Source organism: Nostoc sp. (assembly GCF_036919815.1).
Taxonomy (GTDB): Bacteria; Cyanobacteriota; Cyanobacteriia; order Cyanobacteriales; family Nostocaceae; genus Nostoc.
On the sequence record NZ_JBALCE010000006.1, the window covers coordinates 39,349 to 51,844 of the forward strand.

Sequence of the window (12,496 nt, forward strand, 5' to 3'; positions counted from 1 at the left end):
GTTGTAGTTTCAGGTTTTTCCCTCGCTTGCATATAACTCTTTCTTGAGCACCAAAAAGCAGTTGTACACATATCTGGCACAACCAATCGTCTTATTGATTAAGACTTCTTGATTATGTGTGAGGATGAGAGTAACTTTAAATGCTTTTTGGATGGATGACAATTTATTGAATTTGCTGAATATCTTTCAATCTTAACACAAAGTCCTACTTAAGAGAGAGCGCCTAACTCATGACTGGAAGTCACGAGTGTGCGGCTTGAAATATCAAAAATCTTGTCTTATCAGAGGATATTTGAAAAGTATTTTTGGTAACATCTAAGCATCAGAAACCTAACCCCCCTAGCCCCCCTTGCCTACATTCGCGCAGCGTCTCGTTGGCGAAGCCTCTCGTAGAGAAGAGAGGGAATGGGGGTTTCAAAGCCTCTCTTTGCTTGCCTAACGGCAGGCTGATGCCAACGGAGAGAGGAATGGAAGCGGGGTTTCTAGTATACTTTACGACTTTTTAAACATCCTCTTAGCTCGACTTTATCCAAAATGAGCAACTAATTTTTCTTTATCCGGCAAAAACCCTGGTTTTTTAGCAAATACTTTTTCCACGTCACAGATTATCGATGAAGTTCAAAAAGTAAAACAACCGTCCCATAGAGGTTTCAGCTTAGGTGAGCGCGTTGCCAAAAAAATGGATAAAGTCGAGCTTAGATGTCGTGCGATCGCGTACCCGCCCGCCGTAGGCATCGCACCCGATTAAATGGGAACACTATTAATAATTGTGTTCCTCACCGCCATGAAATTATTGAATTTTCTCAAATCCAAACCAGCTATTACAGCCTTAGCGATTGCAGTAAACATCACTGTCATTGTCATTGATGTACATTCTTCCAGTTCAAATCCTCCCATTGTTAGAAGTACAATTACTCAGTCCCAATCACATCTTCAACTTGTTCACACACTGACTGGGCATAAAAAAGTGACTTTTGGTGTTTCAGCAGTTGTGATTAGCCCCGATGGGCAAACTCTGATTAGTGGAGGTAGAGATGATACAATTAAGGTGTGGAATCTACGTACTGGGAAATTGTTGCAGAGTTTAGATGCTCATTCAGATGGTGTTACTTCAATTGCGATTAGTCCAGATGGTAAGAGGATTGTAAGTGGTGGAATAACTAACCCAACAATGAAGGTTTGGGATTTACGCACTCAATTAATGCTTACGCTTAACATCGAAAGTGGACATACCCAGCCAGTAGAAACCGTTGCTATTAGTTCAGATGGTAGATTGATTGCTAGTGGCAGTGATGACCACACAATCAAGCTTTGGGATTTACAGAAACTTAAGCTGCTTGATACTATTACTGCACATTCAGAATTTGTGAGTAAAGTTGCATTTAGCCCTGATATGCAAACCCTTGTGAGTACTGGGGGTGGCGATGACAATACAATTAGGCTAATTTCACTGCCAACTAAAAAAACACGCCATATTCTCAAAGGACACAAAACCCCAGTTGATGCTATTGCGATTACTCCAGATAGTAAAAAGCTCGTAACTGGCAGTTTTGGTCAGCTAGTTTCTGGAAATCGGGCAATTAGCACCCTGAAGTTATGGAATCTCCAAACTGGAAAACTGCTGCATGAGTTTACTGACAATTTTAGTTCAATTGATTCTCTTGTGATCAGCCCCGATGGAAAAATTCTGATCTGCGGCAATTTTGATGGCACTATTAAACTGTGGAGCTTAGAGACTTTGAAACTGTTGCAGACCTTTGAAGATGGTTCCAGTTCTGTTTTAGGGCTTGCTATTAGTCCAGATGGTAAAACTCTCGCTAGTAGCAATGAGGATAGCATTATACATATTTGGCAAATTAACTATAGCGGTTCTCGTCCCTCGTGAGGTACAAGAACCCCACCCCCAACCCCCTCCCCGCTCTTCGAGAGGGGGCTATGATATACCTCACTAGGTTGGGAACCGCTATAACTGTATTAGCTATTACCTACAGATGGAAATTTAAACGCCAAAAAAACAGATTTTACGAATCACCTGGAAAGGTGTATTTCCGTATTTAGGGACTGATTGATGACCACGTTGATTAAGCTGTCTACCAGGCGATCGCGTGATAAAAACATGAGTTCTTTTCCATACAAAATTTCTTGTAGAATCACGTAGGATACCAACGAACCAAAAAAAATGTGAGCCATTGCTTCTGGGTCGGTAATCCCTAATTCTGGATGAGATGCGAAATACTGACTCAGCATTTGCCGACCACGCTGCACAACGGTTTGGGTATAAAGTTTGGCTAGTTCAGGAAAGTTTTGTGACTCGGTGATCATCAAACGCAACAATCCTAAATAATCGGGATTATCAGCAACTTTAGTTAAATAAATTTCCGCAACTTGACGCAACAAAATCGCTGGTTCGCCGTGCAATTTCTCTGTGGAAAAAATGCTTTCAAAACAAGCGATCGTCAACCGTTCTATCAACGCTTTAAACAGCCCTTCTTTATCTTGAAAGTGACTGTATATTGTTTGCTTCGACACTCCAGCCGACGCGCTGACACGATCCATACTTGTTCTAGCGTAACCCTCCTTCAAAAATACCCGTATAGCTCCTTGCAAGATTTGCTCCTGCTTGGGAGTGATCGCAGGTAAAGGATTTTCTAGTTGCGAACTAGGGTTTTTCGGCATGAAGAGTAAATTTTTTGACGTATCTCTTGTTTTATCATACTAGACTGTATAGTATGATCACAAATAATTCCGAATTTTCGATTTTCGTTTACAAAATATTTTTTACAATCCAGGGTGCTACCATGACTCAGACTATCCCGACATCCCCGGAAAATCTTAAAGATTCCCCAGTATCGAAGCCGCAGCGCTCTAAGAAACCGATTCCTTTACTGATCGGGGGGGTGCTGGTGGTGGTTGGCATTGGCTACGCTGTGTGGCGCAGTCAACCACAAGCATCAGTGAATGTACTGCAAGTTAGCGGACGAATTGAGGGTTATGAAACCGAGATTGGGATCAAGCGTTCTGGAAGAATTGAGTCAATAGTCGTGCGGGAAGGGGCAGCAGTTAAAAAGGGGCAAGAGTTAATTAAGTTAGACAACACAGACGATCAATTGCTGCAAGGACAACTGCTGGGTACTCAAGCGAGAGTGACATCTGCTAAATATGATGAACAGCAGGCAATTTCAGATGTCGAGCAAGTCGCTAGAGAAATTCAAGAAATTAACAGCCAAATTAACGAAGCCAAACTGAATTTTCGGCAATCGCAAGGGGATACCCAAGGTAGAATTGAGCAGGCACGGGCAAATGTAGCAGCAGCCAGAGCCACATTAGTGCAAGCACAAGCGCAAGTTAAACAGGCAGCAGCAGAAGTTAATTTAGCAAAAATCAACCGCGATCGCTATGCCCAATTAGTCAAAGAAGGGGCGATTAATCAACAACAATTCGATCAAGCACAAACCACCCTTGAGACTGCGATCGCAACCCTAGAAGCACGACAGGCAGCAGTTAATGCCGAACGCCAACAGTTAAGTGCTACATCAGGGGCGTTAACTCAAGTTAAAACTACAGGTTTGAATCCTGAGATTCGCAACGCCCAGTTAACAGCATTAGTCAGAAAGCAGCAGCAAAGTGATGCTCAACTTAAATCTGCACAGGCGAAAGTCAACTCTGCCCGTGCCAAAGTCAAAGATGCCCAAGCATCAAATCAGCAAATCCTTACCCAGGTTGCAGACTCCAAAAGAGATTTAAATGTAGTTAGTCCCTTAGATGGAGTGGTAACAGCCCGTAGTGTCGAACCAGGTGCAATAGTTAGCAGTCAGACTAATATTTTGACAATTGTTGATCCCAAGACAGTGTATTTTAGAGGTTTTATTCCCGAAGGCGATATTGGCAGAGTGCGTCTAGGACAAACAACGAAAATCTTGATTGATTCTGCGCCAGGTAAACCACTAGAAGGTAAAGTAATTGCGATTGATCCGCAAGCTTCATTTACACCAGAGAATATTTACTTTCAAAAAGATCGAGTCAGACAAGTAGTAGGAATTCGGATCAAAGTCCAAAACCCTGATAACTGCTTTAACCCCGAAAATCCTTATACTAAATCAGATTTACCCTGTGCCAAAATGGGGATGCCAGCAGATGCCGAAATCAAGCTAAAGGCAGAAAGCAACTAAGAGAGCATACAACATTTCATTAATTCCTCGCAAATTCTCCGCGTACCTCTGCGCTTCCCTCCGCGCCCCTTTGCGTTTAAACTTCCCCCCTCAATTCTCTTTTCCCAGCTAGGAGGCTAAATAATGCAACAGCAAACAACAGTTGTTACTCCAAACCCACCACAATCATCTAATCTTCCCACCACAGCAATAAAAGTTCATGGCTTGCACAAACACTATGGAAACTTAGCTGCTGTACGGGGAATAGATTTCAGTGTCAACAAAGGCGAAATGTTTGGATTAATTGGCCCTGATGGTGCGGGAAAAACTAGCACCTTTCACATTTTGGGCGGTGTGATGGAAGCAACGGCGGGAGACGTACAAATATTTAATCAACCTGCACGAGATGCCCGATTAATCACAGGTTATCTCACCCAACAGTTTTCGCTGTATTTGGATTTGAGCATTGATGAAAACTTGCGTTATGCAGCAGGGTTGCGGCAAGTAACAGATGATTTATTACAAAAACGTCGCAAGAAATATTTAAAATTAATGAATTTAGAGCGATTTAGCGATCGCTTGGTGGGACAACTTTCTGGTGGAATGAAACAAAAGCTGGCGCTATGTTGTGCTTTAGTTTCTCAACCAGAAGTTTTGTTACTAGATGAACCTACCACAGGTGTTGATCCAGTTTCCCGGCGGGAATTTTGGGATGTGCTAGGGGAATTATCAGCCGAGGGGATGACAATTGTAGTCGCTACACCATACTTAGACGAAGCTGAACGCTGTAACCGCGTGGCTTTGATGTACAGTGGGCAAATTCATGAAATTGGCACACCCGCAGACTTACGGGCTAACTTAGGTTTGCATCGCTTAGAAGTGCGAACAGCAAATCTGGAAGCGACAGAACAAATACTTTCCCAGACTACCCAAACAAATATAGTAGATGTGCAAACTTTTGGCGATCGCTTGGATGTCCTCGTCAAAGATATAAATTCTGGCGAAATCCAAGTGCGCGAACTACTGCAACAACATCAGTTACCTTCCCCCAATATCGAGCATGGCGAACCCACATTAGAAAACGTCTTTGTCACGCGCCTGCGACAACAAGGTTCCGTACCGCAATTTTTCCCATTTCCTCGTTTTCGCAAAAGAGGACAGGGGGAGACTAAAGGAGTAGCCATCTACGCCCACAATCTGAGTCGGATCTTTGGTAAATTCCAAGCCGTTAAAGATGTCAACGTCGAAATCCGCTACGGCGAAATATTTGGGTTGTTAGGTGCTAACGGTGCTGGCAAAACTACCACAATTAAAATGCTGTGTGGATTATTAGAAGCCAGTGGCGGTGAAATTTCCTTGGGTGGTGAAACAGGAAATCTGCGGAGTGCAGACTTACGGCGACGCATTGGTTATATGAGTCAAAAATTCACCCTTTACGACGATTTAACTATTCTGCAAAATCTAGAATTTTATAGCGGAGTTTACGGTGTACCCCGCAAACTCCGACGAGAAAAAATTGACTGGGTAATTGCTACTTGCGGCTTAGAAGGACAAACAAATATGATTACTGGACAGCTACCGGGAGGTTGGAAACAGCGAGTTGCTTTCGGTGCTTGCGTGATGCACGAACCAGATATTTTATTTTTAGACGAACCAACATCGGGAGTAGATCCGTTAGCGCGTCGCCAGTTTTGGAAGCTGATTAACGACTTTGCCCGCAACGGTACAGCGATTTTAGTCACAACGCACTATTTAGAAGAAGCTGAACAGTGCAACCGCATGAGTTTTATGGTTGCAGGAGAAACCGTCATCGAAGGTTCGCCAAGTTCTGTCAAAGCCTCGCAACCGGGACAACTAATAGAAATTATTGTTAATCAAAACCAAGCTGCTTCCAAGATACTCAAACAACACTTTGAATCGTGGCGCGTCTCGATTTTTGCTGATAGTTTACACGTTGTCCTTGATCATCCTGAACAGGAGATAAATCAACTAACTCAACTTTTAGAAGCTAATCAAATTACCATCAATTCTTTGCGTCCCATTCCTTTTTCTTTAGAAGATGCTTTTATCGGTATTGTCCAGCGATCGCAAGGATAGGAGTAGAAATTTTAGATTTTAGATTTGGGATTTTAGATTGAATTCCCATCCCAAATTGAATTGCTTAATCCCCAATATATATGTATGAAAAGAATTTTTGCTCAATGTGTAAAAGAAATAGCCCAATTTCGCCGCGATCGCCTGACATTAGCGTTAGCATTTTTGTTGCCATTCATCGCCCTAGTAATTTTTGGCTTTGCGATTAGATTAGAAAGTAAAGATATTCCCTTAATTGTGCAAGATTTTAACCGCACAAACCTAAGTAGCAGCTATATTGAACGATTGTATGCCACTAATCAATTTGTGCCTAAACAATGGTCTGGTGGCAATCCTACACGCGATGCAATAGATAAAGGAATCGCCAAAGCGGCTGTAATTATTCCGCCGGAATTTAGCCGCGATATTCAAGCAGGAAGAAGTACAAAGGTGCAAGTACTAATCGATGCGAGTGATGTTAATAATGCGCGTGTAATTAAAAATAGTATTCAGAGAGTCACAAACTTTTTCATGCAAGAGCATGGACTGATCCCTGCTACTAATAGTATTACAGCACGAATGCGTCTATGGTTTAATCCTGGGAGATTAGAATCGTTGTATATTGTACCAGGAACTTACGGCGTTGTACTGTGGATTTTTCCTTCATTGCTGTCTGCGATCGCAATGGTACGCGAAAAAGAAAAAGGGACAATTTTACAAGTTTATGCTTCCAGTATTAGTGCCACCGAACTATTACTTGGTAAAGGATTAGCATACTTATTAATTGCCATCGCCGAGGCATTAATAGTTATGATATTAGGCTCAATTATTTTCCATCTTGGCATAGTTGGCAACCCGATAACATTACTACTTGGCACATTACTATTTCTGACAGATAGCGTTCTTTTTGGGTTACTTTTAGGAGTCCGTAGCAGTAACCAAAATGCTGCTGTACAAGGCGTTTCCCTCTTAGGATTTATCACATCCTTATTACTCTCAGGTTTTATTTATCCCCTCAACAATATTCCTTTCCCCTTATCAGTACTACCTAACGTAATTCCAGCGCGTTATTACATTAATATCACTCGTGATGCCTTCGTGCGCGGTACAGGATTTGCCGGAGTTTGGTTTGATTTAATCATGCTGGCAGCTTTAGGATTAGTATTTTTCAACATATCACGCCGAGTTTTAAGTCGAATGCAATTACCAAATTAATTCTCTGTGTTCTCTGCGTCTCTGTGCTAGCCTGCGGCAAGCCGCTCCGCGTCTACGATAAAAATGAATTTTATGAAACTTATTCAGCGTCTATTTGATAATCCATTTTGGGCACTAGTGCGGAAAGAAATTAATCAAATTCTCCGCAATAAACAATTAATTGTTTTGTTAGTTGTCCCCCCGACAGTCCAATTATTACTGTATGGCTTTATCCTCAATCCCGACGTTCATAACTTACGATTAGGTGTCATTGACTATGCCAACGTCAGCGCCAGTCGAGAGTTAGTTTCAGCCATGACATCAAATCAAATTTTCACTTTAAAATCTGTACCAAACAGTGAAAAAGTATTGAGTCGTCAGGTAGAAGAAGGAAAGCTAGATGTCGGAGTCATAATTCCTCCCGATTTTCCGCGTCAACTGGCACAAAAATCCGCAGAAATTCAAGTATTTATCGATGCAGTAAATGCCAATACAGCCGGGATTGCGGGAAATTATATGAATCAAATTATCCAGCAATATAATCTGCAATTAACCCAAGGTAAAGCAACTCCCCCAATCTCACCTCAAGTTGTATTTCTTTACAACCCCGGACTTACTAGTAGTTGGTTTTTTGTACCAGGAGTTATGGGTTTAGTTTTAACATTAATTGGCACATTAGTATCAGCAATTACTGTTGTTCGGGAAAAAGATACGGGAACTTTAGAACAATTATTAATGACCCCGGCTGCTAACTGGCAAATATTACTATCGAAAATAGTCCCTTTAGCATTTTTATTAATGGGAGATGTCTTATTAGCTATCACATTAGCAACAGTAATATTTCATGTCCCATTTAGAGGTAATTTCCTGCTATTTTTTGCCCTATCAAGTATGTATGTATTTGTCGGGATTAGCCTGGGTATTATGTTGGCGACTGTGAGTAGTTCTCAACAACAGGTAGTGTTGACATCTTTCTTTATTAATTTACCAATGGTACAAACTTCTGGCGCGATCGCACCGATTGAAGCCATGCCACCTTTCTTTCAAGTCCTGTCCTTACTGAATCCCCTGCGCCATTACATTGCGATCGTTCGAGGTATTTTGCTCAAAGGCGTTGGCTTAGATGTACTGTGGATGAATGTTTTGGTTTTAGTCGCCTTTGCTGTTGTGTTATTAACTATTAGTATTAGTAAGTTTCGCAGTCAGTTAAGCTAAAGGATATATTCAGATTGATTCTTGTAATACCTGCAATCCCCATTTGTAGAGCGATCGCACTAATAATTTATCTAAGTTTGGCGAAGTGCTAACTTGTTTAAGCAGTTCTAACATCAAATCATTGACAACTACTGAATCTTCTGAAATTTTTACTGAAAATAAATTACCATCATTCCAAAGAGAGCGAATTTGACTCAGTGTTACTGAGCTACCTGAATGAATTACTTGATTGCGTTTTCTGCGGATGCGATCTAATAATTTAAACCATTTATCATCTTGATTTAAACTCCGAGATTTACACCAAGCTTGAATTAAATCAACCATTCGTGGTTCATAGGCTATTTGATGTGCTTGGTCTGGTGGTATGGTCAAAAATCCTTTAGCCAGCCAATTTTTTTCTTGGGATTGAATATACAGCAATCGTTCTAAAATATGGGCAAATTGAATAAATGCTGTAGTGTAATTTTGGCGGTAAAGCGGTAGTTGAATTAACAAAGTAGACTCCCAAGCTTTGGTCATGTCATCGGATTTGATTTGATTTAATTGTTCTTTCCAAGCTTGAATTTGTTCGCTATTTACTGCTTTAGCAACATCATTAGAACCTAGCCAATCACCAATAATTTTTATAAAATTATCTATTTCCCAGTTCGTATAGCTTACCAAAATTCCTGCCAATTTATAGAGAATTTTGTGACGAATTTGATGTACTTTTAACCAAAGTTGTGCTTCGGAAAAATCGCCCCTTTCCCATGCAGAAACTACCCGCAAGCGTTCTAAAGACCAGAAATAGTCTCCCATCGGGATGAGTTTAAAAGTTTGGGAATGAGCAGCAGTTCTAGCACCATTTTGCAGCGTGGGGAAGAATTCTTCTGGTTCATCGGGACTGGTGTTAAAGACTTGACATTGACGCACCAAAGCAGCTGCACAAATTTCTACAGAGGATGCGATCGCAGGCGCACATCCTTTATTTTGTATCCATAACACAAATTCTTCATCGCCAGAAGGAGAAAAATAATCCCGTGCTTCTTGCAATACTAAAATTTCTAGTTCTTGACGAGTAGCATTAGTGTCATTTGCATTAATTAGTGGTGCGTGAATATCTACCCTGACATCAGAAAAAATACTTTTAATTTTTCCTGACATTAATTTTGCTAACCAAAGAGTATCAAGCCGACGAAAAAACCAAGAAACTGCTTCTGGTTGGTCAGTTCCCCACAAGATAATATGCTTAAGACCCTGCTTAATCCCAGTTTCAATAATTTTCTGGTCTAAAAGCAGTTCAACTTGGCTAAAGTCACCACCAAGCCATTCCACACAGTATTCATAATACCGCTTACCTAAATCTCTGGCACTCCAGGGAGAGGTTTTCTCTTTTTCTTCATGAGTACCACGTTCAATTCCTAATTCGTGATAAAGTTCGTTAACATGGCATGGATAGCTAGAACTCATAATACCATCAGCACCAAAAGAACGAATTACTCCATCTTTACAACGCCAACCTATTTGGCGAGTACCCACGGTGATAATTAACGTATCTACGCGATTAGATTCAGTGGATATGATTGTCATAGGGGGAAGATTTGGATAGAATTATCTAATATTTCTAAATACTTTTTGCGGGGGTCTACCTTAGCACCAAATACTGTTACTACTTGGTATTCTTGTAAATCTGCAATCCATATAGGGGAAGGTTTCACTTCTCTACCTACTTTTCCGCAAAGATTACCGTCATAATTACCATTAAATTTCAAGTCTTGACTATGCAGAACTACTAATGCATAGGGTTTATCAAAATCTTCTTTTGCAGAACAGATAATTATTCGACAATTAGCATCAATAGCTTCTGTCCATTGGTTATTTCTGGCTGTACCACAATTTTTTAGTTGAAGATAATTGAAATTAGCACCTAACGCTTGTAATGCTTGATAAAAAGCTTCTAGTTTTTGTCTAAATAATTGCTGAAATTCTTTAGGAGTTTTTGGTAATCTCCAAAATGAATCTATGCTGTCAGGTATTATAGTAGAACCACGCCACCAAGGAGCATATTGGCTATTTTGCCGAGAATAACAAGGTCTTCTTGCACCTTGACCAATACCACCTAAATTAAACATTAACCAAGTAAGATTTTGAGCTAATTTTTGCAGATTAGCTTGTTTATCTTTTGGGATTTCTGGTGAGTAATTTAATGTTAAAATTCCTTTTTGTTCACCACATTTATCATCATGACTCTGAGGTTCTTTTTTGGTAATTCTTCCTTCTAAAACTCTGACCATTAACCAACCATATTCTTTATTAGGATTAATCCCTCCAAATATTTTATTTTCCCATGCTTGAACTTGTGTTGGTTCTAGAATTCCTAATGCAAAAGTTCTAAACCAATAACGTAGCAGAGATTTAAAAGCAACAGGTCGGACTTCTGCATGATTGATTGTATCTGATCTTAAATTTCCATTTGTATGTCTTCTATAAGGTTGATTAATATTTCTAAACTTCTGTTGCCCATGAATTAACTGACCTTCTAATATAAATTCAACACGGAAGAATTCACTTTGATAAGTAACTTTACCTGCGGGATTTAATTGACCATAACCAGTATTAACTTGAGAACCTACGCCAGCTTGTAATCCAGTAATTAGCCAATGTTTAACTTTTTCTAATATTTGATTATCTTGACAACCACTTGCTAAACGTAAGCCAATAACAAAGATGGGTTTTTCTAAGCTTAAAAATGGGTTAGGATTGGGACTATATTTTGGTGAATTATTCTCCCATTGCCAAATATTATTAGCCATGTCTACAGCTAATACCTGTTGTCCGGGTAGAGGGTAAGCATCCAAAAATATTACTTTACCTGAGCGATCGCTTTTATTTTTCGCGTCTAATGAACCAAACCAAGGTGCAATTTGTTTTTCTGCTTGTTTCCAATCTATTTGCTGTTGAGTGATGATTTCCCGAATAGCTTGGGTTCTAGCTATACCTCGCAAGGTACTAGAGGGAATATAAGGCATACCTAAAGCATCAAAAGCAGGTAATAAAATACTCTCTGGTCCTCGATGTCCCCCGACTCGAATTCTCCAAGGACATTGAACTTTAAAACTATTTTTAGCTATTAATTCTGTGCGTTTGGTGAGGTGTTCTAATCGCTTTGAGTAGTTTGCCCCCTCTTGGGCCATTTGCAATATTTGTACTTTTGTCTCATTTTTGTATTCAGCATCAGGCGATCGCATCCAACGCAGATATTCTACAAAACTCGCCTCTGGATGTGGTTGAGGTGGATTTTCTGGGTTTAACCAAGGAGAGGGTATAGGAGGCGAACCGCCACTATGACCGCTACCATGACCGCCATTATGACCACCAACACCAACAGTAATTACTTTTTTGGGTTTATCCACATCTGATTTAGCGGTTGTAGGTGGTTGAGGTTTTTTAGGTTTATCAAATACCATTAGTTTGAGTCTCCCTGAATATCTGAATAAATAGCAGTAGCCCAAAAACTAAACTCTTGTGCTAAAGCTAGTCCCAATCCTGTTAAACCTAAATATTCATCTATATCAAGATTTTTTAAAGTTACTAAACCTTGTTCATTAGCTAAATTTGCTATTCCTGATAGTTCTTGTAAACATTCAAAAAACTTTTTTACCACCTGCTTTTTACCTTTCATGTTCTCAGCTAAGGCTGTTTCTTCAGCTTTTAGTCGCATCATTCCCCAAGTAGAAAGATAAGTGTAAAGTTCAACTGATTGTCCTTTTTGTTGCTTCAAACGAGTGTCATCTTGATTGGGTAGGGTACGCAATTCATTTAAAGCTTCATAAATTGGTGTTGCAATTGTTCTAGGGTCGAAGGTCATTTTAATTAATTTCTTTACT

10 protein-coding genes are annotated in these 12,496 nt (G+C 40.2%); 5 read left to right on the forward strand and 5 right to left on the reverse strand.

Annotated features, from left to right (window positions below; translation table 11 throughout):
• Window positions 1-9: 9 nt before the first annotated feature.
• Window positions 10-162, reverse strand: coding sequence for a helix-turn-helix domain-containing protein (locus V7K15_RS01685; RefSeq protein ID WP_334902450.1), 153 nt, complete (start codon window positions 160-162; stop codon window positions 10-12).
• Window positions 163-748: 586 nt separating this feature from the next.
• Here V7K15_RS01685 and V7K15_RS01690 point away from each other — a divergent pair.
• Window positions 749-1,885, forward strand: a complete 1,137-nt coding sequence (locus V7K15_RS01690; RefSeq protein WP_334902452.1) for a WD40 repeat domain-containing protein — start codon at window positions 749-751, stop codon at window positions 1,883-1,885.
• 143 nt (window positions 1,886-2,028) lie between these two features.
• Here the strand turns inward: V7K15_RS01690 and V7K15_RS01695 are convergent, their stop codons facing one another.
• Complete coding sequence (locus tag V7K15_RS01695; RefSeq protein WP_334902453.1) at window positions 2,029-2,676, reverse strand: TetR/AcrR family transcriptional regulator; 648 nt, start codon at window positions 2,674-2,676, stop codon at window positions 2,029-2,031.
• A gap of 122 nt (window positions 2,677-2,798) precedes the next feature.
• Here V7K15_RS01695 and V7K15_RS01700 point away from each other — a divergent pair, with 122 nt between their 5' ends.
• The 4 genes from V7K15_RS01700 to V7K15_RS01715 all read left to right on the forward strand — a co-directional run bounded on the left by V7K15_RS01700 (window position 2,799) and on the right by V7K15_RS01715 (window position 8,630).
• Window positions 2,799-4,169, forward strand: a complete 1,371-nt coding sequence (locus V7K15_RS01700; RefSeq protein WP_334902454.1) for an HlyD family secretion protein — start codon at window positions 2,799-2,801, stop codon at window positions 4,167-4,169.
• Window positions 4,170-4,292: 123 nt separating this feature from the next.
• The gene (locus V7K15_RS01705; protein WP_334902456.1) at window positions 4,293-6,245 is read left to right on the forward strand and encodes an ATP-binding cassette domain-containing protein; all 1,953 of its coding nucleotides are present in this window, start codon (window positions 4,293-4,295) and stop codon (window positions 6,243-6,245) included.
• Window positions 6,246-6,329: 84 nt separating this feature from the next.
• Window positions 6,330-7,436: an ABC transporter permease gene (locus tag V7K15_RS01710; protein ID WP_334902458.1), complete on the forward strand. Its 1,107-nt coding sequence runs from the start codon at window positions 6,330-6,332 to the stop codon at window positions 7,434-7,436.
• Window positions 7,437-7,508: 72 nt separating this feature from the next.
• On the forward strand, window positions 7,509-8,630 hold the full coding sequence (locus tag V7K15_RS01715) for an ABC transporter permease (protein ID WP_334902460.1): 1,122 nt from the start codon (window positions 7,509-7,511) through the stop codon (window positions 8,628-8,630).
• A gap of 9 nt (window positions 8,631-8,639) precedes the next feature.
• Here V7K15_RS01715 and V7K15_RS01720 read toward each other — a convergent pair whose 3' ends face one another.
• The 3 genes from V7K15_RS01720 to V7K15_RS01730 are packed head-to-tail and all read right to left on the reverse strand — an operon-like array spanning window position 8,640 to window position 12,477.
• Window positions 8,640-10,199 (reverse strand): hypothetical protein, encoded by a 1,560-nt coding sequence (locus V7K15_RS01720; protein WP_334902462.1) that lies wholly within the window; start codon window positions 10,197-10,199, stop codon window positions 8,640-8,642.
• On the reverse strand, window positions 10,196-12,076 hold the full coding sequence (gene cmr6, locus V7K15_RS01725; RefSeq protein ID WP_334902464.1) for a type III-B CRISPR module RAMP protein Cmr6: 1,881 nt from the start codon (window positions 12,074-12,076) through the stop codon (window positions 10,196-10,198). Before cmr6 ends, V7K15_RS01720 begins: the two co-directional genes overlap by 4 nt.
• Window positions 12,076-12,477, reverse strand: a complete 402-nt coding sequence (locus V7K15_RS01730; RefSeq protein ID WP_334902466.1) for a hypothetical protein — start codon at window positions 12,475-12,477, stop codon at window positions 12,076-12,078. The genes cmr6 and V7K15_RS01730 overlap by 1 nt, the downstream gene beginning before the upstream one ends.
• Between the last annotated feature and the right edge of the window lie 19 nt (window positions 12,478-12,496).